Here is a 22,249-nt window from a genome sequence, read left to right on the forward strand (position 1 = left end):
TCTCCTTCCTGAATTAACTGGAGTTGTCACGGTCTCTATCCTAAACTATCTCTTGCCCGCCAATGGCGACTACTGGGCACGGCTGGCAAAGGTAATCCCAGAAGCTACCTCCCCCTCCCGTAAGTTCACCATCACGGAGGCCGTTGTTCGCCTGGGGGCCCTGCCGATCACCGATTCCACAAACCCGACAAAGCTGGATACCCGTGTATACACCCCATAGAGATTGGGCTGGGCGCAACCTCGGCCAAAGCTGACGATCCCGGCTAGGGCAAAGCCAGCGTCGCTGGGCACCAGCAAAGGGCTGCCGCTATCGAACTGACAGGTATCCACACCCCCCTCAGGAAAACCGGCGCAGAGCATGGTGTCTAGAATGGTGCCGTCGTAAGACTGGGGCGCGTTGCACACCTCGTTGTGGACAATGGGAACTTCAGCCTGCTGTAGAGCCACGGGCAAGCTGCCGAGATCCGGATCCTCGTCCTCGCGATGGGGGGAGGTGACTCCCCAGCCAAGGATGGTGGCGAAAGTACCAGGGGCAGTCAGGTTGGTTTGGTCGGGTTGCACCAGCGGCAGGGTAGGCAGGTCCACTGGCCGAGAGAGGCGCACCAGGGCAATGTCATTCCCCCCCTGTCCCCCTCGTACGGGGTCGTAGTTGGGGTGGATAACAATTTCCGCAGCCCGAATTCGCTGGCCAGCGCCCAATTGCAGACGGGTGGTTCCAAACAACACATCCAGGTTGCCTTCATTCACATCCTGCTCGCCTTGATTGAGGAAAAAACAATGGGCAGCGGTGAGCACCCACTCCGGGTCAATTAGAGATCCCCCGCAAAACTGCGCCTGAAAAGGATCCGGCGTAGTTGCCCTCAGCAAAGCCACCATCCAGGGAAAGGCCTCCTCCGGCTGAGCTGGCCTACCGCCGACAACCCGCGCCAACCCTGAGTGCGGCGTGGTGAACACCCGCCCTGGCGGCAAAAGGGCAGTGGCGTGGTAGGTGCCGGGGGACAAGTTGGAGAAACGAAAGTTGCCGTTGGCATCGCTGACAGTGCTGGGTTCCCCTGGATCGAGGCGTCCATTGCTGTTCAAGTCCAGAAAGGTGGTGATGCCCGGCAGCCCTGGTTCCCCTGGATCCCACAGACCATTGCCGTTGAGATCGTCGAAATGGGATCCCTCGATGCGCCCTGCAGGAGGGGCTGGAAGCGGCGGGGAACCCCCACCACCACAGGCACTTATGCTCAGGGCCAAACCCAACCCCACCAGAACAGACCAAAAGTGGGACAGGCCAAAGGGAAAATGGGAGCGCAAAGGATAAAGCATGGTCATTCTCCAAGGCTAGACGGTTACGCTAGCCAAGTATATCCTAACCGAGGAAGCCTAAAGATTGGGACTCCTGCGCCCAGCCTCCAAGACTCCTTGTTTGGGCAGGCTGTAGGAGGGTGAGTCTGCGCTGAAAGAGTGTTACGCTCTTTAGCTAGGTGCAAAGGGATCCTTACAAGTATGCAAGCCATCACCCTGCTCGGCTCCACCGGCTCCATCGGCACCCAAACCCTGGACTTGGTGGCTCAGTATCCTGATCGCTTTCGGGTTGTTGGCTTGAGCAGCCACAGCAACGTCACTCTTCTGGCCGAGCAGGTGCGGCGGTTTCGGCCTCAAATTGTAGCCATCGGGCGGGAGGAGCTGCTGCCGGAGCTGCGATCCCTGCTGAGCGGCCTGCGGCCCCTGCCAGAGTTGGTGTCAGGAATGGAGGGGCTGTGTCAGGTGGCGGCCCACCCCGAGGCTCAGCGGGTGGTGGCGGGGATCGTCGGCTGTGCTGGCCTGTTGCCTACTCTGGCTGCCATCCGCGCCGGCAAGGACATTGCCCTGGCCAATAAAGAAACCCTGGTGGCAGGCGGTCCGGTGGTGCTGCCCCTGGTGCAAAAGCACGGCGTGAAGCTCATCCCCGTGGACTCGGAGCATTCGGCCATCTTTCAATGTCTGCAGGGAGTGCCAGCGGGATCCCTGCGCCGCATCTGGCTGACCGCCTCAGGGGGAGCCTTTCGCGATTGGCCGGTGGAGAAACTGGATCAGGCGACGCTGGCCGATGCTCTCAAACACCCCAACTGGGTGATGGGGCGCAAGATCACCATTGATTCAGCCACCCTGATGAACAAGGGCCTGGAGGTGATCGAGGCCCACTGGCTGTTTGGCCTGGACTATGACCGGATCGAGATCCTCATCCACCCCCAGAGCATTGTCCACTCCTTGGTCGAGCTGGCAGATACTTCTGTTCTGGCCCAGTTGGGCTGGCCGGATATGCACCTGCCCATTCTCTACGGCCTCAGTTGGCCGGAGCGCCTCTCCACCCCCTGGGAGCCTCTTGATTTGGTAAAGCTGGGATCCCTTACCTTTAGGGCGCCGGATCACCGCAAGTACCCCTGCCTACAACTGGCTTATGCTGCTGGGCGGGCAGGAGGAACCCTGCCAGCGGTGTTGAATGCGGCCAACGAGGCGGCGGTGAACCTCTTTCTGCAAGAGCGCATCCGCTTTCTGGATATCCCTCGCCTTTTGGAGCAGGTGTGCGAGCGGCATCAGGTCATTGCCAATCCCAGCCTGGAGGACATTCTGGCAGTGGATGCCTGGGCGCGACAGCAGGTGGAACTCTTGGCGCAGCAGGCCCCAGCCCAGGTTCTAGCCTGATCCCTACCAGGGGGATCCGGCCCAGCGCTAGAGTGGGAAAAGGCTTGAGGAGCACCTGAGTGGCCAGATCCCACTGGCAACAGTTGCTTCACTATCTACGCCCCCACTGGCAGCAGGTGGTGTTGGGCATTGCCTCCCTGCTGGTGGTCAACAGCCTGGGGGTGTTCCTGCCCTGGTATGTCAAGCTGGCCGTTGATGATCTCAGCCAGAACCTGGCCACCCTGGCGCCCAGCCGCATCGCCCTCCACGCCCTGGTGGTGTTGGGTGTCTCCACCCTGATGATGGTTATTCGCATTGCCTCGCGGGTGTGGATGTTTGGGGCAGGACGGCAGGTGGAGTTTCGCCTCAAGCAGGCCATCTTCGAGCATTTGCTCACCCTGCAGCCTTCCTATTTTTTTGCCCAGCAGACCATCGGGGACATCCTCACCCGCATCACCAGCGATGTGGAAAATGTCCGCCGCCTGTTGGGCTTTGCCCTGCTTAACTTGGCCAACACGATCTTTGCCTACGGCAGTACGCTGCCGGCCATGTTTGCTATTGAGCCGCGTCTAAGCGCTCTGGCCCTGTCGGTGTTTCCGGTGATGCTGGTGCTGGTGAAGTTAAGCAGCAACCGCCTGCAGCAGGAGCAGCTTCAGGTGCAGCAGGAGCTGGCGGATCTCAGCGATCTCATCCAGGAGGACGTAAACGGCATCACCTCGATCAAGGTGTACGCCCAGGAAGAGCACGAGCAGCAGGAGTTTCGTCGCCGCAATGACCGCTTGTTGCAGGCCAATTTGCGCTTGGCCCTCACCCGCAACCTGCTGTTCCCTTCTCTGGTGGCTTTGGTTAGCCTCAGCCTGTTGTTGCTGCTCACCGTGGGCGGGCCCCAGATTGCCGCGGGGCGGCTGACGATTGGGGATTTCTCGGCGCTCACCCTCTACGTAGAACGGCTGGTGTTTCCCACCGCTTTGCTGGGCTTTACCCTTACCGCCTACCAGCGAGGCCAGGTTAGCCTGGAGCGGATTGACGCCTTGCTGCGGGTAGAGCCCACCATCCGCGATGCCCCGGAGGCTTTGCCTCTCCTTTTGGAGAAGGTGCAGGGACGTATCGAGGCTAGGGGTCTAACTTTTGCCTACACCGGCACAGGATCCCCAGCGCCAGCTCTACAGGATCTGCACTTTTGTCTCGAGCCGGGCCAACTGGTGGCGGTGGTGGGGCCAATTGGGGCGGGCAAGTCCACCCTGGCCAATGCCCTTCCTCGCCTGCTGGAGATCCAGCCGGGGCAACTGTTTTTGGACGGACAGGACATCACCCAGATCCAACTGAGATCCCTGCGCCGGGCCATCGCCTATGTGCCCCAGGAGAGCTTTCTATTCAGCGCCACGGTTCGGGATAACATCCGCTACGGCAAGCCGGACGCTGAAGACTGGGAAGTGGAATGGGCCGCCAAAGCCGCCCACATCCACGCCGAGATCCTCAACTTCCCCAAGGGTTACGACACGCTGGTGGGAGAGCGGGGCATTACCCTTTCCGGCGGCCAGCGACAGCGGGTAGCTCTCGCCCGGGCTCTGCTAATGGATGCGCCAATCTTGGTTTTGGACGACTGTCTTTCCAGCGTGGACAACCAGACCGCCCAGGCCATTCTTCGCCACCTGCGCCAGGCCACGGCTCAGAAGACGGTGCTCTTTATCACCCATCGCCTCACGGTGGCGGTGGAGGCAGATCAAATCTGGGTCATGGACAAAGGTCGCATTGTGCAGCAGGGATCCCATGCCGAGCTGCTGGCCGACCCGCAGGGGCTCTACGCTACCCTCTGGGCTAAGCAAAAGCTGGAGGAGGCCCTGGCCTAGGCTGCAGTTAGCAGCTACCCTAACCAGCAAAGCGGTGGGGAGTGGCAAAAGCATGAGAAGTCTGGGTCAATTGCTAGAACAGGCCGGAATCCAACCCCAATTGGTCCAGGGATCCCTAGAGGGGGTGTGGGTAAAAGGCCTCTGCGCCGATTCCCGCCAGGTGCAGGCGGGGGATCTGTTTTTGGGGATGCTGGGATCCCGCGTCGATGGCGGCGAGTTTGTCGGGGAAGCGCTCACTAGAGGAGCGGTAGCGGCCCTTCTTTCCCAGGAGGCTTGGAAGAAGGTTAGCGGAGAGGCTGAATGGGGGAGTCAGCCCCTTCTGGTTTTGCCTCGCGTCGGCCTCAACAAAGCCGTGGCCCAGGTGGCGGCGGCCTTCTACGGTTTTCCAGCTCGCCAACTGATCCTAGTGGGGGTAACTGGCACCAACGGCAAGACCACCACCACCCATCTCATCGAGCATCTGCTGCAGGCTGCTGGCCGTCCTGTAGCCCTGCTGGGCACCCTCTACAACCGCTGGCCAGGCCACTATGAAGTTACACCCCACACCACCCTGTTTCCCCTAGAGCTGCAGCGCAGCCTGAGACAGGCCAAGGAAGCCGGCGCCGAGGTGGCGGTGATGGAGGTGAGCTCTCACGCTTTGGCCCAGGATCGGGCGTGGGGCTGTGCCTTTGCCGCTGCCGTCTGGACCAACCTCACCCAAGATCACCTGGATTTCCACGGCAGCATGGAGAACTACTGGCAGGCCAAGGCCACCCTCTTCCGGCCAGAGTATTTGCAGGGGCGGGCAGTGGTCAATGCCGACGACGCGGGCGGACGGCGGCTGCTTGGAGCCATTTCAGCCTCTCTGGAGCCCTGGGCCTATTCCCTTAAGCCCCTAGAAGGGATCCCCGGCCTATGGCCCAGCCAAGTTCACCTACATCCCACCGGCCTCAAGGCAACCCTGCACACCCCTATGGGCAGCTTTGCTGTGGAGGCGCCCCTGGTGGGATCCTTCAACCTTTCCAACTTGCTGGCGGCAGTAGGGGTAGCACTGCACCTGGGGATCCCCCCTGAGGCCATCCAGTCGGCCTTGCCCCGTTTTCCCGGAGTACCGGGGCGAATGGAGCGGGTGAGCCTGCCAGGGCAGGACATCACGGTAATCGTGGACTATGCCCACACCCCCGATGGGCTGGAAAACCTGCTCAAGGCGCTGCGCCCGCAAGTTCAAGGCCGGCTGATCTGCGTCTTTGGCTGTGGTGGAGATCGCGACCGGGGTAAGCGCCCGCAGATGGGCCGCATTGCCGCCACCTGGGCAGATCAGGTGATCGTGACCTCAGATAACCCGCGCACTGAAGATCCCCAACAAATCCTGCGGGATATCTTGGCTGGGATCCCTGGAGCCCCCTGGGCCGTGGAGGTGGATCGGCGGCAGGCCATTCGTCTAGCCATCCTCGAAGCTCAGCCAGGGGATACGGTGGTCATTGCCGGTAAAGGCCACGAAGACTACCAGATCCTAGGCACTGAGAAGATTCCCTTTGACGACCGGGAAGAAGCGCGCGAGGCCCTTGCTCTGCGTCTAGCCCATCTATCCCGCTAAACGGCGGTGCTGCAGCATCAGCTCCACAAACTCGCGGAAGAGGTGATCGGCATCGTGAGGGCCGGGGCTGGCCTCTGGGTGGTACTGCACCGAAAAGAGGGGCAACTGGCGGTGGCGGATCCCGGCCACCGTGCGGTCATTTAAGTTGAGGTAGGTGATCTCCACGTCCTCAGCCGGGATCGAAGCAGCGTCTACTGCAAACCCATGGTTTTGGCTGGTGATTTCCACTTGCCGCTCTAGCCCACAGGGATGGTTGAGGCCGCGGTGGCCAAACTTGAGCTTGTAGGTGGATCCTCCGAGGGCTAGGCTGAGGATCTGGTGGCCCAGGCAAATCCCAAACAAGGGCTTCCCGCTTTGCAGCAGCGCCTGGGCGGTGCGGATGGCCGCGGTCTCTGCCGCCGGATCCCCAGGCCCGTTGGAGAGAAGGATCCCGTCGGGGTTGTAACTCAAGATCTCCTCAGGAGTGGCGTGGGCCGGCAACACCACCACCCGGCAGCCGTAGCGAGCTAGGCGGCGCAAGATATTGCGCTTGATGCCAAAATCTAGCGCCACCACCCGCAAGGGGGGATCTGGGACCGGGATCCCTTGGCTGCGGCCATAGTCCCAGTCGGCAGGGGTGGGCTCCAGCCACTCGTAAGGCTTGGGCGTTGTAACCTCTGCCGCCAGGCTTAGCCCCTGCATGGAAGGGGCTTGGCGCACCTGCTCCAGCAACGCCTGCGGGTCCAGGATCTCGGTCGAAATAGCTCCATTCATCACCCCCTGGGAGCGCAGCCGCCGCGTCAAAGCCCGCGTATCCACCCCGGCAATGGCCGGGATTCCATGCTGTTTGAGGTAGTCAGGCAGCGTCCCCATGGCCCGCCAGGAGCTAGCTAGGCGAGACACGTTGCGGGCAATCACTCCCGCGACCTGGGGCCGGGCCGATTCTTGATCCAGCTCATTGACTCCGGTGTTTCCCAGCTCAGGGCAGGTAAAGGTCACAATCTGCCCCCGGTAGCTGGGATCGGTCATCACCTCCTGGTAGCCGGTCATGCCCGTGTTGAACACCACCTCACCTACCGCCGTGCCCGCTGCCCCAAAGGACCAGCCGGCAAAGGAAGTGCCATCGGCCAGCACGAGCAGAGCCGGCTGACGAGCTTGCCAGGGGAAGACTTTTTCTGGAGCTTCAAGAGTTGGGGAAGAGGTAAGCATAGCCAATGACCTACGGCAGCTTAGGACAGGAGCCTGGCAACCTTTCAGCCACGGCCTGACCATCCTACCCCAGCTATCCTTCCTCTGGCTCGCTGGTTACATTGCCACACTCCGGATTGTTGTCCTTGCGAAGAGTGCCGATCAAAGTGCTCACCACCACGCAGCGGTTTTCGCCCTGGGAGTAGGCGCTGCTGACCACAAAGCGTCCTAGCTGACGCGCTCGCCCTTCCGAGTCGAAAACAGCTCTGCCATCAGGGAAGTTGTTGCGTACCGTTACAAAGTTATTCAGGCGCACCCGCTGACAGGGGGTAGGCTCATCACAACGACCTTCCTCGTCTTGGATCACTAGCGTGGGAACCCTTGGATCCGCATTGTCGATCCCAACCACCCAAGCACGACCTTGGAGAGAGGCTTTGGCGTTAGTGCGGGCGGTGCGTAGAGCGCGCTCCACCTTGTTTTGGGCATCCTCCAGTTGGATCCGCGCCCAGATGTTGATCCCAGAAGGAACCGCCAGCCCGGCCAGAATGCCGATGATGACCACCACCGCTAGGACTTCTGTCAGCGTAAAGCCCCGGGATCGAAAAGGCTGAGCTCGGCCAATTGCTTTTTTCTCCAAGGCCAACATGGTGGACATTCCCCCTAGGAGAGCTGACGGTTGATAACACCGCGGGCAAGAACCCGTGTTTGCATTGGCAGCAAGTAGCGCGACACCTCTGAGATATCGACGCTGGTGGCATCTTGGATGTAGCGACGGAAAAGGCCAGGGTTGGCCCGCTCCATGGCCGTGGCGGTGATGTTGATGATCACATCCTGCGGTCGGTCAGCGCCGACGCTTTGCCGCACGCAGACATAGAAGCCCACGTCGTTTTCGTTATCTCCCAGCCCTGGGAAGGTGACGCCGTTGGGCCTGCCGCCACCAAAGGCATAGCCCTGCGGGCAAGCGGGTGCAACCTGCGGACTTCCCTCCCGGCTGCTGAAGATGTTGGAGACCAGAGTTGTCAGGCGGGGGCCTTGATTGCCTGCATCGGCAATACGCTCCTGGGGTGTTCCCTCCTGCTCGAGCCTTTGCAGAGCCTGCTGAGAGGGCCAGGCAAGAAAACCCTCCCGGAAAGGATCGGGATCAACCCTAAAGAATGGGCTGCGCCCGGCGCAGTTATTTTGACCCTCAGTGTTGAAGGGTTGCAACTCAAAACGGTCGATCCGCGCGTTGCCTTCCCAGGGAGTGCGCCCCGTTGGGTTGCCGGCGTTGTTGTAGTTGCGGCGTAGGTAGTACACCACCAGGGTGTAGATGCCGCGGCGGCTGACAAGAGTGTCCCAATCCGCATTTCTGCCGTTCTGATCGCGCGGGAACTCGGGAGGTGGCTGGTTTGGTAGGGTAGCATTGCCTCTTCGAATATCTTGCAAGGTGGGGTTGCCCTCGTAGCATCCCTGCGGGATCGGCTCTAGCTTCCAAAAGGCAACAACCGGGATAGCGTCATCGGGCCGGCGGATCCAGCCCGGCGCGTAGAGCCGTTGAATGACGTCCGGGATCCCGTCTCCGCTAGGCTGTTCGGTGTCGTTGTAAATGTAGAGAGCTTCTGCCAGATCCTGCTGGATATATTCCATGGCCTGGGTCAGCTCCGCCTGCACCTGGGTGCGGCCCGTCTCTTCCCGATCCAGCCGCATCGTCTCGATGACAATCATCGCGGTGGCCAGGAGAAAGATGGAGGCAACCAGCAGTGAGACCAACAGCTCAATGAGGGTAAACCCTCTGCTGGCTTGGCGGCGAAAGATCAACACAGGCCAACACCTCCATCTTTCAACAGGTTTTGCAGGAAGGAACTTAGGCTCTACCTCAGGGTACAGCAGGTCAGTTAGGCAAGGGGAAAGCCCGGCACCTCTGGTTGGGATTCTCGCCTCTGGCAATGGCTATCTGCCGGCAAACATCTCCCAAGTTGGCAGCAGGGTTAACTTCTACAAAGGAGGTGGCTAGTGGAAAGAGCCAGACATCGGCATTGGCCAAGTTCTGGTTAGCCGAAACCACCTCCGCCCTCAAGCCAGGCAGCGCTCGGCGAGTGTTTGGATCAAAAGAAAAGCGGTGGTAAACCCTCACCCCCATGCGAAAGCTGCAGGGCACCCCCTCAATGACCCTGTTTTCACGGCGGTCGATGCAAGGTGCCCCTGCGTCGCGGAAGGTTTGGATGACGTATTCTTCAGGGTTACGCCCCGGCACTTGGACCCGAGCCACGCGAATGGAATAGTTGTTCCCATCTGTGTCCATATCGGTAGGAGGTGGGGTATTTGCCAGCGGGTTGGCTCCCACCTTGGGCAGACGGGCCAGTTGAGCCGAATTCTGAAAAGCGCGAGGGTTGGCAGCCAGCTCGATATCCACCAGAGTGCGGATGCGGTCTACCTCTTCCTGGGCTAGGCGGCTGGCCAGCTCCACCCGCTCGCTCATGGCGCGCCGGTAAGCAATTACCGTGAGGGTAGGGGCCAGGGCGGCCATGGCCAGGGCCACGAGGACGACCGAAGCCAAGACTTCAATGAGGGTGAAACCCTCTGCTTGGTGTTGCTGCCAAAGCCGCCACTTGTTCATGGATCCCTCCCTCTTCTGCCCCTACCCTAAATCTGCCCCTGACCGGCCAGGTCAATATCAGTTAAACTCCTCGCAGCCACCAATCCGGGCAGACGGATCCAACTGCACACCCGGCTGATTCTGGAGTGCGCAGCGCAGCCGCCGCACGTACGGATCTTGTGGATCTAGCTCCCGCAAGAACTCGGTGCGCGTGTTGGAGGGGAATTGGAAGCGGGACGACACAGGGCCGGGGCGGCGGGCAATTTGCAAGCCCACGTCATAGCCGAAGCGGCGATTGGGTGGGAAGTAGTAGTCGAAGCCCCGCACAAAGGTTGGATCTGACACTAGGCTGGGCGGCTCGAAGCTGTGCTGTAGGAAGGGGCCGGTGGCGTAGGTGCTGTAGTTGAGCTGGATCATCGAGCCGCTAAAGAAGAGGTTGACATCTCTCCACAGCTCGTTGAGCCGCAGGAAGTTGTGCATGCCGCCGGCAGTTTGATCCAACCGCGAGGGCAGGGTACCACTGATGGCAGTGGCATTCACCCGCGTTTCCCTAGCTGGCTGCAGTTGATGGTTGTTTTCGCCAGTGTCGTTGCGGCGGCGCTGGTTCACATCGGTTGAAGCCAGCCCTTGGAAGCGGGGAATGGGAATGGGCCGCCGGGTCACCTCATCCAGGATCACTCCCAGCACCGGGTTGTCCCCAGCAAAGCCAGTGGCGGGCCTGTTCAGGTCCAGCGTCAACGCCTCCACATCCACCCAAGCAAAGGCGGCGGTATCATCAGTGCGAAAGTCACCGTCCCTTATTGTGGGGCCGTTGCGATCGATCTGAACCTGAACCCTCTTGGTTCCTCTTTCATCTTCATATAGCCTGACGTAGAAGCACAGGCCGTTGCGGATGTCTTCGTTTCCTTGGGTATCGATGTAGTAACCATTGCGATAGCTGGAGCTTGGAGAGTAGTTCTGAGTGTCACCTTCGTTTACCCAAGCGTAGGGGTTCAACACCATTTGGGGCTGGATTTCTAGTCCTTGCCTTCCAGGATCTAAGTCCTGCCCAAACAGCGGATCCCGATCCAGTACATCCCAAGGCTCGTTGGAGTCGCGAACGCCGTCGCCGTCTTCGTCCCGGAAGTTCAGTTGGCCGTCTCTGTTCCAGTCTTTGATGCGCAACGTGCTGGGGCGGCTAGCGGCGGTGTAGGCCTCGTAGCGGAAGCGGTCGTTGAAGTTGGGGCGGAACACGCCCGGCACCCAGAAGCCGCCGTCAGTATCTGGACCTTGATCCTCAGAGGGGCAGACTACGTCTTCATTGCCGCCAATAAGACCTTTGCGCCTTAAATCCTCGCTAAGGAGTTTGCGCCTTAGCTGTCGGGCCCACTCCGGGCTTCCCCTCGCAAACGAGCCTTCTAGGCGGGGCTCTATGATAGCCGGACGGATGCCGGGTTCGCGGTTGGGCTGAGAAATGGACTCAGAGAGGACGCCACCCCTTACCAAACCCCGACGGGCAGCATGAGCCGGCTCACCAAATATCCAATTGAAGGCCGCCTGCAAAGCCTCAGCAGGGCTAAGCCACCTGGGCGGCTTGGGCACCCCTGCTTTCACCTCTAGCACTGGCGAGAGCTGCGGCTCCAGGGCGATGGTTACACCTTCAGTAGAAGCCTTGGCCACACTGTGCACGCTGACTGTCTCGAGCTCCGGATCCGCCTGCACTTCCTGAACAGGGCGCAGCTCCACCGTGTTGGGCTTAACGGCTAGCCACTCGCCCAGAGGGCTCTTGAGGGGAGCTTCTGGGGCAAAGGTGCTCGGCCCGCAATTGCGTTGACATCTTAAGCCTGAAGGTTTCGTCTTCGTTTCGGTGGCTGGGCAGCCTGGGCTGCTAGCGTTGGCAATGAGGTAGCCTGTCTGGCTTTGGTCAAACCTTTTGACTGTGCCACAGGCGATTTGGTCGATGACCTCATTGCAACTAGCCGGCGTCCAAGGGCCCCAGCTGTAGTTGCAAATCTGCGGGCAAGTAACCGTTTGGGTTTCTATAGTAGTGGTGGTTCCGCAGCTTGAGGTGCAGGTCACGGTGCGGCTCTGAGTTATTGTCTGGCCGCCGTCGGCTGGCGTGCACGCAGGAGTCCATTTTGTAGAGGTGCAAGTAGCCCCCGGAGGTTGGCAGGTAACCTGTCGAGGTGATGGTGGCTTGCCTGGGCAGTAAGCAGGCAAGCTTGCTGTTTGGGTAATGGTTACAGGCTGACAGATATCGGTCGGGCAGGGGGGATCCCAGATGGGCTCGCAGGTCTGGCAATACGCCTGGTTAGGCTTAAGATCCACCCGAGGATCCGGCTGGCATGGCTTGTTGACTGGCTGCAAGGGCTTGAGGTAGCGCAGGTCGTAGTTTTCCAGAGGATGCCCATCTCCCTGGGTTGTAAGGCGGACAAAAGCATTGCCCTCGTTCTCGTAAGCTTGGATCTCCACTAGGTAGGGAGAAGGCCGCTCAGGGTCTGCACATTGCAGCTCCAGCCGGAAGCTCACCTGGTTGTTGTCGCTATCCCGCCACGCCTCGACGCCAACAGCATCGTTGTCTGGGTTTTCGTCTCCTGTCGTGTTCAGAAAGGTGTCGCCTGCGTTGAGGTAAAAACCTTGAAAGAAGGGTGTTGGCTCGCCTTCTCCAAGCCTATAGGCAGGGTTCCTGCGGATGATGATCCGGCCTCCATCGTCGGTGTTGAGGTTGTAGGTGGCAACCCCAGGCCAACGGGGATACAGCTCCCCGACCCAGCGCACCACGAAAAGGTCGTTGCCCCAGCTGTTGCCACTTCCCCATGATCCTCCTCTGCGCCGCCAGCAGGAGCGCCAGAAGCCTATGTTGCCCCTGTCTATGTCTAGAGCATCAGCGGGTTGAGGCGGATCCATATCCGGCTCGCTGCACTTTGGCATCCACAAAAAGTCAGCCTTGGGAAGAGCGGGTTGAGCATTCAGCTCTCCACCCCACCAGGGCCAGAGGAAGGGTGAGTTGGTGCTTATATATTCCTGGTTGGCAAACAGGTAGTAGAACCCACCCCAAACCGGCAGATTGGTACCGCTGACCCAGCGGGCAAAACTATCTGGCTGCCAGCCGGAAACCTGGCCATCTTTATCTGTTTCCAAAGCGTCCCGAATGCAGGCCCACCACCGTGAGGCTCGCTCGTCGTATGGAGTGTTCCAATCACCTGAGGGATCGCACTTTGGTCCTCCCTGGTCTTCTTCTCTCATGAAGGATTCATCTGGAACGCCAAGCCTCCAATGCTGAACAGGATAGATTGGATCCGGCCAGCGCACCGCCCGCAGGTAGGGCAAGTTAGCATCTGGAGCTCTCAGAAGCTCAGAGACAGAGACTTCAACGTCGGTGTTTGCAAACCCTGTTTCGCGGTTGTACAGGTTCTGCGGGCTAGTCAGCCAGCCGTTGTAGTACTCGGCCAACAGGCCGCCTCCTGGAGGGAGGGGACAAGGCTGGAGAGGAGCTATCAACAGCCAGCGGGAGGTATCCAACACCGGGTTGCCTAGAGCCGAGATGCGCACTCCAAAGTCGGCATAGCCTGGATTCCTGAGATCGGGTGAGCCCCTGTCGGGTGCCCGCAGAAGCCGCACCTCCGGCACGCCACCGCCTGCTGTCCAGTCGGCTTCATTGGAGTTTCTATCGGTGCTACCTCGGCGAGCAAAGATGGTGTCGCGGGCAAACACCTCTGGCCAGCCTGGCCGCCGCACGTTGCGCTCGAACTCGTCAACCAACTTCTGGGCTCGGTCGGTGTTGTCGAACCGGAGGACACCTGCACCAGGCCTACTGGGGCTCGGAGCCGGCCAGTTGTTGCCGCGGATTACCAGCGCTTGGTTGAGGAAGGAGGTGTTGAATCCCAGGTTATCCCTGTCGTTCTCACCCCTGAGACAGCCGTAGTAATCCCACCGCCGAGGGGCTGATGCGCGCCCACCGTTGTAGTCCTGCCTGGGGTTGTAGTTAACGCCGCCGCCATTGAGGGTGCCATCCTGGACAAAGGCATCATCAATGCTGCCATCGCAGAAGTCGGCAGAGAGAATGTTCACCGAGTCGCCCAAGACCTCGCTGGGCCGCCAGAGATCCTCCGCCGCCCGGGCAAAGCGCCGGTCTTCATTGTCATTGTCCCGCCGCCGCCCGTAGAAGTTGCTGTAGAGGCCATCCGCCCCGAAGTTGAGGAGAGTTTTGAACTCCTCCAGCCGCCGCTCGTTCCTCGTCTGGTGCAGGTTAAAGTCCCCTTGGATGTAAACAGGGTTGTCGGAAATAAAAGACAAGCCAAAGATCGCGTCGTCAGGGTTGAACCCACCCCGGGCCAGCACCGCCCCGTTGCGCAGCCGGAAGCCGTAGGGCCGCCGATCCGGATCCGCGTAGTAGTCCACCGGCTTAGGGCTAAGTCCGGCATTGGAAACAGGGGGATCCCAGACCGTTTGACCATTCGCCGTGCCGCGACCTGGCTGACCAGCGTTCATGATGCCGGCGCTGCCCAAAGTGCCGCGGGCGTTTGCGTTGCGCCATCTGGTTAGGTAGTTATTAAAAGTGCCCAAGGGTGGGCGGGCAATGGCATCCTCCCGTACCGCATCTTCCCGGAAGGCGTAGAAAATGCCACCCTCGCGGCCTTCTTGCACACCGGCAGGCAGCCAAGTGTCCCCGTTAATCAACCCCCTGGCCTGTCCGTTGACGTTGTTGGTCAGCAGGGCCAGGTCGATGTTGAGGGCCCGCACTGCCATCGCCTCGCGGCCATCGTAAAAGACGGAATCTTTGAAGGGCACGCGGTAGCACTCGTCGCCAATCCGAATTAACTCAAATCGGTTGCTGTTGGGGTGGTTGCCAAGTACTGGGCTTCTGGGGCATTCCTCTAAACGAGCATTGGGCAAGGTCCAGGCGTTGATCTTAGGCTGGGGCCTCAGCCTTATCAGTTCCAGATCTCCTAGGTTGTCCAGGTTGCACGTTGAGGGATCGCAAAGGGTTCGGTAGGTTACTGATCCTCTTTGCTGTGATCCTAAGAACGGTAACTCCCGTAAGAAGGGGTAGGCCCGCCTCCGCTCATCTTCAAGGGGATCGTTGGGGTTGGGGGGCACGCTGTGGTAAAAGGTCTCGCGGGGGAAGATGTAGCGCAGCGGCAGATAAAACCGGTTGGCCGCTTCTCGGTTCCCAGCTCGGCTGGCTTGGATGTCGTTCAAAAGGATTTGAGCTGTGGGATCAGGCTTGCTGGCATTGGCGGCATCCCGAATGCGCAGGATGTTGTCGGCCAGCATGCCCAGCATGCAGCCTGCCGTTTGCAGCGTGGTTTGGTCGGCTAGGCTCAGTTGGTCAACAGAGGTGCCTCGGTTGACCAGATCAATCGCCCGCCGCAGCTCGGAGAAGTTGCCAAAGGCGGTGATGAACGGATCCGGATGAATGCGGCCCGGCTCTTGCTTAGGTGGGTAGGCCCCGTCGGGATCGCCAGCAAAATTGGCCAGGTTGGTTAGCGCCGTCCACAGTGGGGTGCCAGGCCGTAGCTGCTCTTTCATTGGCGTGGGATCATATTCCCAAACGTTGGTGCCCTCGCCGGTAAAGAAGTTGATACCCAGTTGGTTGCTCTGGTCACCCGCGGGAAACGTAGAAGCCCGCTGCAAGCTCCAGGGAGTGCCGGGGTGAGCCACCGTGGCCAAGCAGGCAATGGGAAAGCGCCCCTGCTCATGGCTGTAGTGGTAAACGGCCGTGGCCTGCACTGCCGCTGGGTTATCCCGTAGCGTTAGGCGTTGCCGCGCCTCGTTGCTGATGAAAATGGCCTGCAGCTTGGTGGGATCGTTGGGATCCCCAGGCGGCACCAAAGGCAAAGGCAAAGAATCGGTGCGGGTTAGCTCCAGCCGCTGGCCCACGATCACCCGCAGACCTTCCACACGGGCCCGCCGCTCCCAATAGCCATCCAAGCCCACCTCGGAAAGGGCGCCTGGGGGTGGGTTGTCCTCGGTTAGAGATTCCCTCTGGTTGTTCCTGGCATCGGCAGGAATGGGATCACCGGCCTTAGCACGATACCTTTGCGCAAAGGTGTCCACGTCGCAGCCCCTCTGCGGGTCAGGTTCGACCGGTGGGCGGTCATAGCTGGCCTTGGGGCCAAAGCGGTTGTCGGCCCGATAGACATCGTCTACATAGGGAGGGCAGACCTGGTCTCTTTCTGATTGAAAGCCACCGGCTTTAACTCGTCCTCCCTGCTTGGCATTAATTGGGGAGACCGACCATCCCGCTGGATCCGGTGCATAGGTTCCGCGGGTGCGAATGCGGCCAAAAAGCTGGAGCTCCAGCGGATCCAGAGCTATCTTTTCCGGATCTTCATTGTTCTGAACTGAATCAAAGTTGAGGTTATTCAGACGGGACGTACTAGGTGCCCTACCTGGCACACCGGGGTGGGCATCGAAGATGAGGTTGTCGCTCACCTGCTGGCCGGCGTAGCCAATGGCCCCTGCCACCAGCTCTCCAAAGGCAGTGATCTCAGAGTTGTCAGCGGGCATGTAGAAGCAGGAGTGCTCCGAGCTGATGGCGAAAGCCCGGAACAAGTTGTTGGAGCCATACCGGAAAAAGAGGCTGCCCCCAGCGTAGATGGCGCCGTTCCAGTTGTAGCCGGGGGTGAAGAAGAACTCTACATCGCCGCGGCTAAAGACCCCCCACTTGTTGAGCAGATCCCGCCGCCGATCTTGCTGAAATTGCAAAGCCGAAACGGCGCGGGTGGTGGAGTCGGCGCCTTGAATCGGCAGGGTGACGGCAAAGACCTGGAAGGGCTTGTACAGCGCCGTGCCGACCTGGAACCAATCCCCCACGTTGGGGTTGACCGTCTGTTCAGCCGGAGAATCGGTACACCCCGCCAAGGCCGAACCCTGCAGTGGCCCACTGCGGATCAGCAGCCGCCGCGCCCGCTCAGTATCGGAAATGTTTTCCTGAAAGTCCTGGAGGTTCGTTTGCCCCGTAACCGGCGCTCGGCGGTTGTACAGAATGGTGTAGGCGGTAACGGAGTCGTCGATCCCGTTGTTGTCGGTATCCACCAAGAACCACCAGACTGGGGCTTGCCGCTGCACTTCAATTCCCCGGCTCTGATCCTGGGGATCCCGAACAAGGGCGCTGTAGTTCAGCAAAAAGCGCCGCTCATCGGGAAGGGTATAGGGATCCGAGGGCTCTGCAGGCACCAATGCGCCATCGTTGAGCAGCGCAGAGGTGAATTGGGCATCGGTGGGGGCACTGTTGGGCAGGCGGCGATCCCGAATCAGGTTGTCGATCTTGGCCCTGGCCCGGTCGATGGCGGCATTCAGTTGTCGGCTAACCGTCTGCTCCGCCCGCTCCACCTGGGTTTGGATGGTGCGCTGGGTAGATCGAGTGAGCAACCCCACCGTTACCAAGCTCAGCACCAGCACGATTAAAATCGCCACTGGCAGCACAAAGCCGCGCTCGCGGATCCTGCCCCGATCCACCGGGATCTTCAGAGAGCTGAGCAAGCGCAGGACAAGTTTGAGCAACAGCGGGGAAGGAGCAGACATGGCTGTATCCCGGAGTATGCGAGTGCCAAGATAGCAACAGTATGCAAGGGATCCCGAGTCTCAGCCATCCCCACCTCTGGGGGGAGGTGCCAGCCTGTTTTTTACAGAATCCCCAGTTGCTGCGCTTTGAGCAGGGCGGTGACGCGGTCGGTGGCGTCCAACTTGCGGTAGACAGCGCTGGCGTACTCTTTCACGGTTTCGACGCTAATGCCAAGGCGGCGAGCAATTTGTTTGTTGGCTAGGCCCTCCTTCATCAGTTGCAGCACGCATAGCTCGCGGGGGGTAAGCCTGGGCAGCTCCTGGGGGGCGGGCAGCCAGTCGTGGTCGGGGTTGGCTAAGATCTGGCGGATAACGCGGGCCAATTCCGCCGGCTCGGTTTCTTTGGAGAGGTAGCCTTTGGCCCCCGCCCGCCGCGCTGCTTCGATTAGGGCCGGCTCGTGAAAAGTCGTCATCATCACCACCACCACCGGCAGGCCCAGCTCGACAATCTGCTGGCAGGCAGCGATCCCGTCCCCACCAGGCATGCGCACATCCAAAAGGGCCACGTCGACGGGGTGGTGGCGGCAGTACTCAACAGCCTGGGATCCGGTCTCGGCCTCGGCTACCACCACAAACCCCTGGGCTTCCAGGGCAAACCTCATCCCTAGCCGAAACAGAGGATGGTCGTCGGCAATGAGCACGCGCACAGGAGAAATCATAGGATCCCGGAGGAAGAGGGCACAACTTAATCTGCCCAAAAGAGGGATCCCCAATAAAGTGCCCTCACCCCCAGCCTGGAGAGGAGCTATTTTACAAAGACCATGCCGCGGGTCTTGGGGTTGAAGGTGGGATCCAGCCGGGTCTGAGCATTGTACAGGGCACCGGTCAGATCGGCTTCTTCCAGAAAAGCTCCCCGCAGGTCGGCCCCGCGCAGATCGGCCTGGCGCAGGTTGGCTCTCGTCAGGTCGGCGCCGGCAAGAACAGCCCCGCGCAAATCGGCTTCGCTGAGGTTAGCTACCTGAAGATTGGCCCCTGTGAGATTGGCCTGCTGCAGGTTGGCTCGGCTGAGATCCGCTTCCCACAAAAAGGCTCCCCCCTGATCCGCGCTGCTCAGGTTGGCGCCGCGCAAGTCGGCCAAGTTGAGGATGGCCTGGGAGAGGTTGGCAGCTTGTAGATTGGCCTGCTTGAGGATGGCTTCTTTCAGGTTGGCCCCCCGCAAATCCACTCCCGCCAGTACGGCTCCCGTCAGATCGCAGGCGGGGCAATCTCGGCCAGGAAGAACGACTTGGGATCGACCCAGTTGGGCCTCAAGCTCCAGTTGGGCAAAAGCTGGAGGTGCCGGGATCCCCATCCCCCACAGGGCGAGGAGACTGAGACTGCCCCAAGACCGAGGCCAGGCCATCTTCTTCACGGGGAACCGTTCACCAGAGGTCTGCCCTCAAGGCGGCTGGCAGTGGGGGCAAAAGTAAGCTGAGCGGCTTGCCAGCTTGATCCGCTGAATCGGGGTGCCACACAGGCGACAGGGATCCCCTTCTCGACCATATACCCACGCCTGACCCTGGTAGTTGCCGTTGAGCCCCCGCAGATCCCGGTAATCGCGCAGGGTGGTGCCCCGCTGCTCCAGCCCCGCTTGCAACACCCGGATCAAGGCTTCTCGCAGGCGGCTCTTGGCAGCGTCGGAAAGCTGCGAGGCAGGTGTCAAGGGGTGGATGCCGCTCAAAAACAGGGCTTCGTCGGCGTAGATGTTGCCCACTCCCGCTAGCAGCGACTGATCCAGCAGGGCGGCTTTGATGGGGCGGCGGCTTTTCCGCAAGGCGGCTTGGAAATAGGTTTCTGAAAAGGCGGGCGAAAACGGCTCCGGCCCCAGCCTCTGCAAAGCCGTGATCACCGCCTCCGGCTCCACCCCGGCAGGCACCAACCACATCTGGCCAAAGGTACGCGGGTCCACAAAGCGCAGCTCCCACCCCTGCTCCAGGCGCAGTCGAACCCGGGTATGGGCTGGCAAAGGCGCGGATCCCTGAACCCAGAGCAACTGCCCCGTCATGCCTAGGTGCACGCCGAGAACCGCTCCGGAGTCCAGGGATCCCAGAAGATACTTGCCCCGACGCCGCCACTGGGTCAAATAGGCGCCAGCCAGCCCCCGCACAAACTCCTCTTGGCCGGGGTAGGCCAAGGTGCGAGGAAGAAGCACTTCTGCCGCCAGGATGCGCAGGCCAAGAGTCAGGCACTGCAGATCCTGCCTGACGGTTTCAACCTCCGGCAGCTCGGGCACGGGAGGGCTTGGGTTTACTTTTTGGAAGCGGCTTTAGGCTTGGGCTCCTCCACCACTTCCAGCTCGTCTTCGCGGAAGTTGTTGGTGTTGATGTTGTAGTAGTTAACCTTGTCAAAGCGGACGATCACCGGGTAGAGAATGCCGCTGGTATCCACCGCCGCAACTGTCCCCACATCCCGATACCAGTAGGATTCTTTCCGCAAGACACGGACTTTGGCACCGCGCTGAATCGCCATAGAGGTTTTCTCCATTACCTGCCCTTCAGATTACCGCTCTGAAAGACTTATACAGCCCCGGGCAAAAGCAGACTTTCGCTCGGCGTTGAGCCTTTCTTCCTGCTTCAGCGACCCATGGCTAGTGGCAGAGCCCACCCCTACCACCCCGCCAGAGGGATCTCCACAGGCGTAACTTCCCCGCGAGCTGCAGGTAGGTGCTCCTTGCCCACATAAGGCACACCGGCTAAAGACGGAGCCAACTTTAGCCTAGGCAAAGTGCCTCCCAGAAAAGATGTACTTGCAAGCCTACTAGCTCAGCCCATCTACGTCAAGGCAGAAGGTTGGTTATGCCACAAAGTGGCCAATTGTCTGGTGAATCAAGGACTAGAGGAGATCCCTAGTCGGCAAGAAGGCTGCGATTTCCGAATTTTTGTAACAGGGAAGGCAAAGCCTAGCCCCTAAGGCGAGAAGCGGCTGAGGTTGCGATCGTGAAGAAATGCAAAGTATACTGAAGGGCAGGTGCCGCTCGTGGAGGTTTCCATGTCCAACCCCAACCTGTCTGAGCCCAAGTTTGGCTTTAACGAGTACGCCGAGCGCCTCAACGGCCGCGCAGCTATGATTGGCTTTGTGCTGGCCATTGTCATCGAAGCGGTAACAGGCCAAGGCGTCGCCTCCTGGCTAGGTCTCATTCAGTGATCCCCCTCAGGCCCTAGCACCAGATCAAGCCTGCCGTGGAGCAGGCTCTTTGTTCTTTAGCTGATCCCTTCTTGGCGCTTGGCAATCGGCATGCGCCAGCCGGTGCCAAAGGCTCGATCGGTAACCCGTAGGCCAGGGGGAGCCTGGTGGCGCTTGAACTCAGCATTCTGCACCAGCCACAGCACCTGCTGCACCGTGTCAGGGTCAAACCCCTGGGCCACCAGCTCAGCGGCCGACTGGTGCTGTTCGATGTGCCGCTGGAGAATAGCGTCCAGCAAGTCGTAGGGAGGCAGGCTGTCGCTATCTTTCTGGCCGGGCCGCAGCTCTGCTGAGGGGGGCTTGGTGAGGATGGGGAGGGGAATCCGTTCCTGGTGGCGGTTGATCCAGCGGGCCAGGCGGTAGACCCAGGTTTTGGGCACATCGGAAATCACGGCCAGGCCGCCGGACATATCCCCGTAGATGGTGCAGTAGCCCACCGCCAGCTCCGACTTGTTGCCCGTGGTCAAGAGCAGCCGGCCAAACTTGTTGGAGAGGGCCATGAGCAGGGTGCCGCGAATGCGCGACTGCAGGTTCTCTTCCGTGATGTCGGGGGGCAGGCCGGCGAAGGGCTCTGCCAGGAGGTGCTGGTAGCTCTCCATAATCGACTGGATGGGCAGCTTCAGGGTAGGGATCCCCAGGTTCTGCGCCAGTTGGTAGGCGTCCGTCAGGCTGCCTGGGCTGGAATAGGGAGAGGGCATGAGCACCCCCAGCACCCGCTCTGGACCTAGGGCGTCTGCGGCAATGACGGCAGTTACCGCTGAGTCAATCCCCCCCGACAGGCCCAGCAACACCTCGCGAAAGCCGCATTTGCTGACGTAGTCGCGGGTGCCCAAGACCAGCGCCTCGTAGAGCTCTGCTTCCGGCTCCGTTGGCCAGCGGGATCCCTGAGCTTCCGGGCCTTCCTTAGGAGGATGAACCAGTGCCTCCACATCCACAATCAGGCAGTCCGGCTGAAAGGCAGCGGCTTGGGCCACCACCCGGCCCCGGCAGTCTAGGGCGCAACTGGCCCCGTCGAAAATGAGGTCGTCGTTGCCCCCCACCTGGTTGACATAGAGGATGGGCAGGGCGTGCTTGCGGGCCAGGGATCCCAGCATTTCCACCCGCAATTTCTGCTTGCCCAGGCTAAAAGGCGAGGCCGACAGATTGATGAGCAAATCGGCGCCGCAGCGGGCCATCTCGTCTACCGGATCCCGGTGGTAGCGGCGGTGCTGCCAGAAGTCGCGGTCGTTCCAGATGTCTTCACAGATGGTGAAACCCAGGCGATAGCCGCCGTACTGGACGGGCTGGGGCTGGGATCCCGGCTCAAAGTAGCGGTCTTCGTCGAAGACATCGTAGGTGGGCAAAAGCGACTTCTGGAACCAGTGGCGGATCTGCCCCCCCTCTAGCCAGGCCGCGGCGTTGTAGAGAGGCCGCCCCTCCGGCAGGGGGTTGGGCTGCACGGATCCCACCACCACCGGAATGCTATCCCGCAGCCGGTCAGCCAACTGCTGCAAAACTTGGCCTGCCCTCTCGACTAGAGCAGGGTAGAGCAGCAGGTCCCGGGGCGGGTACCCCAACAAGGCCAGCTCAGAAGTAATCGCCAGCTCTGCCCCCTTGGCTGCTGCTGCCTCAACCGCCGCACGGATGCGCTCGGCATTGCCGCTGAGATCGCCAACGGTATAGTTAAGTTGCAACAGCGCTACCTTCACTTGGCTCCCTTAGCCGAGAATGGCGGACTCCACG

Annotated in this window: 15 protein-coding genes; 4 read left to right on the forward strand and 11 right to left on the reverse strand. The window is 60.6% G+C overall.

What is annotated here, in order from left to right; all coding sequences use genetic code 11:
- Nucleotides 1–69: 69 nt before the first annotated feature.
- Entirely contained in the window at nucleotides 70–1,311 is a 1,242-nt protein-coding gene (locus NW804_RS04485; protein ID WP_414422957.1) for a trypsin-like serine protease, read from the reverse strand.
- Nucleotides 1,312–1,491: 180 nt separating this feature from the next.
- On the opposite strand from NW804_RS04485, the gene NW804_RS04490 reads away from it, so the two are divergent.
- From NW804_RS04490 to NW804_RS04500, 3 genes are read left to right on the forward strand one after another with little or no spacing between them, the layout of a single operon-like run.
- Nucleotides 1,492–2,670: a 1-deoxy-D-xylulose-5-phosphate reductoisomerase gene (locus NW804_RS04490; RefSeq protein ID WP_414419899.1), complete on the forward strand. Its 1,179-nt coding sequence runs from the start codon at nucleotides 1,492–1,494 to the stop codon at nucleotides 2,668–2,670.
- A 59-nt stretch (nucleotides 2,671–2,729) separates the two neighbouring features.
- Nucleotides 2,730–4,499, forward strand: coding sequence for an ABC transporter ATP-binding protein (locus NW804_RS04495; protein WP_414419900.1), 1,770 nt, complete (start codon nucleotides 2,730–2,732; stop codon nucleotides 4,497–4,499).
- Between the two features lie 52 nt (nucleotides 4,500–4,551).
- Nucleotides 4,552–6,075 (forward strand): UDP-N-acetylmuramoyl-L-alanyl-D-glutamate--2,6-diaminopimelate ligase, encoded by a 1,524-nt coding sequence (locus NW804_RS04500; protein ID WP_414422958.1) that lies wholly within the window; start codon nucleotides 4,552–4,554, stop codon nucleotides 6,073–6,075.
- Here the strand turns inward: NW804_RS04500 and carA are convergent.
- The 9 genes from carA to NW804_RS04545 all read right to left on the reverse strand — a co-directional run bounded on the left by carA (nucleotide 6,064) and on the right by NW804_RS04545 (nucleotide 19,813).
- A complete protein-coding gene (gene carA / locus NW804_RS04505; protein WP_414422959.1) occupies nucleotides 6,064–7,263 on the reverse strand; it encodes a glutamine-hydrolyzing carbamoyl-phosphate synthase small subunit in 1,200 nt (399 codons plus the stop codon). The two genes, NW804_RS04500 and carA, sit on opposite strands and share 12 nt — an antisense overlap.
- Before the next feature lie 73 nt (nucleotides 7,264–7,336).
- Entirely contained in the window at nucleotides 7,337–7,897 is a 561-nt protein-coding gene (locus tag NW804_RS04510; protein ID WP_414422960.1) for a Tfp pilus assembly protein FimT/FimU, read from the reverse strand.
- 5 nt (nucleotides 7,898–7,902) lie between these two features.
- Nucleotides 7,903–9,042 (reverse strand): type II secretion system protein J, encoded by a 1,140-nt coding sequence (locus NW804_RS04515; RefSeq protein ID WP_414422961.1) that lies wholly within the window; start codon nucleotides 9,040–9,042, stop codon nucleotides 7,903–7,905.
- Nucleotides 9,043–9,112: 70 nt separating this feature from the next.
- Complete coding sequence (locus tag NW804_RS04520; protein WP_414422962.1) at nucleotides 9,113–9,838, reverse strand: prepilin-type N-terminal cleavage/methylation domain-containing protein; 726 nt, start codon at nucleotides 9,836–9,838, stop codon at nucleotides 9,113–9,115.
- A gap of 57 nt (nucleotides 9,839–9,895) precedes the next feature.
- Nucleotides 9,896–17,326 carry a hormogonium polysaccharide biosynthesis protein HpsA gene (gene hpsA, locus NW804_RS04525; RefSeq protein WP_414422963.1) on the reverse strand — a complete coding sequence of 2,477 codons (7,431 nt, stop codon included), beginning with the start codon at nucleotides 17,324–17,326 and terminating at the stop codon, nucleotides 9,896–9,898.
- 101 nt (nucleotides 17,327–17,427) lie between these two features.
- The gene (locus NW804_RS04530; RefSeq protein WP_414419907.1) at nucleotides 17,428–18,024 is read right to left on the reverse strand and encodes a response regulator transcription factor; all 597 of its coding nucleotides are present in this window, start codon (nucleotides 18,022–18,024) and stop codon (nucleotides 17,428–17,430) included.
- Between the two features lie 86 nt (nucleotides 18,025–18,110).
- Complete coding sequence (locus tag NW804_RS04535; protein ID WP_414406267.1) at nucleotides 18,111–18,707, reverse strand: pentapeptide repeat-containing protein; 597 nt, start codon at nucleotides 18,705–18,707, stop codon at nucleotides 18,111–18,113.
- Between the two features lie 36 nt (nucleotides 18,708–18,743).
- Entirely contained in the window at nucleotides 18,744–19,577 is an 834-nt protein-coding gene (locus tag NW804_RS04540; protein WP_414422964.1) for a DNA-formamidopyrimidine glycosylase, read from the reverse strand.
- A gap of 14 nt (nucleotides 19,578–19,591) precedes the next feature.
- On the reverse strand, nucleotides 19,592–19,813 hold the full coding sequence (locus NW804_RS04545) for a photosystem I reaction center subunit IV (protein WP_414395781.1): 222 nt from the start codon (nucleotides 19,811–19,813) through the stop codon (nucleotides 19,592–19,594).
- A 519-nt stretch (nucleotides 19,814–20,332) separates the two neighbouring features.
- Here NW804_RS04545 and NW804_RS04550 point away from each other — a divergent pair.
- On the forward strand, nucleotides 20,333–20,488 hold the full coding sequence (locus tag NW804_RS04550; RefSeq protein WP_414395779.1) for a chlorophyll a/b-binding protein: 156 nt from the start codon (nucleotides 20,333–20,335) through the stop codon (nucleotides 20,486–20,488).
- A gap of 56 nt (nucleotides 20,489–20,544) precedes the next feature.
- Here NW804_RS04550 and NW804_RS04555 read toward each other — a convergent pair whose 3' ends face one another.
- The gene (locus tag NW804_RS04555; RefSeq protein WP_414422965.1) at nucleotides 20,545–22,215 is read right to left on the reverse strand and encodes an NAD+ synthase; all 1,671 of its coding nucleotides are present in this window, start codon (nucleotides 22,213–22,215) and stop codon (nucleotides 20,545–20,547) included.
- Nucleotides 22,216–22,249: the final 34 nt, after the last annotated feature.

The sequence above is a fragment of the Synechococcus sp. WC10meta genome (genome assembly GCF_047461475.1).

Bases quoted from the DNA above. Each gene is read 5' to 3' on its own strand.
- NW804_RS04545 (WP_414395781.1), bottom strand. From the start codon at position 19,813: ATGGCGATTCAGCGCGGTGCCAAAGTCCGTGTCTTGCGGAAAGAATCC.
- carA (WP_414422959.1), bottom strand. From the start codon at position 7,263: ATGCTTACCTCTTCCCCAACTCTTGAAGCTCCAGAAAAAGTCTTCCCC.
- NW804_RS04550 (WP_414395779.1), top strand. From the start codon at position 20,333: ATGTCCAACCCCAACCTGTCTGAGCCCAAGTTTGGCTTTAACGAGTAC.
- NW804_RS04520 (WP_414422962.1), bottom strand. From the start codon at position 9,838: ATGAACAAGTGGCGGCTTTGGCAGCAACACCAAGCAGAGGGTTTCACC.
- NW804_RS04530 (WP_414419907.1), bottom strand. From the start codon at position 18,024: ATGATTTCTCCTGTGCGCGTGCTCATTGCCGACGACCATCCTCTGTTT.
- NW804_RS04490 (WP_414419899.1), top strand. From the start codon at position 1,492: ATGCAAGCCATCACCCTGCTCGGCTCCACCGGCTCCATCGGCACCCAA.
- NW804_RS04500 (WP_414422958.1), top strand. From the start codon at position 4,552: ATGAGAAGTCTGGGTCAATTGCTAGAACAGGCCGGAATCCAACCCCAA.
- NW804_RS04485 (WP_414422957.1), bottom strand. From the start codon at position 1,311: ATGCTTTATCCTTTGCGCTCCCATTTTCCCTTTGGCCTGTCCCACTTT.
- NW804_RS04535 (WP_414406267.1), bottom strand. From the start codon at position 18,707: ATGGCCTGGCCTCGGTCTTGGGGCAGTCTCAGTCTCCTCGCCCTGTGG.
- NW804_RS04510 (WP_414422960.1), bottom strand. From the start codon at position 7,897: ATGTCCACCATGTTGGCCTTGGAGAAAAAAGCAATTGGCCGAGCTCAG.
- hpsA (WP_414422963.1), bottom strand. From the start codon at position 17,326: ATGTCTGCTCCTTCCCCGCTGTTGCTCAAACTTGTCCTGCGCTTGCTC.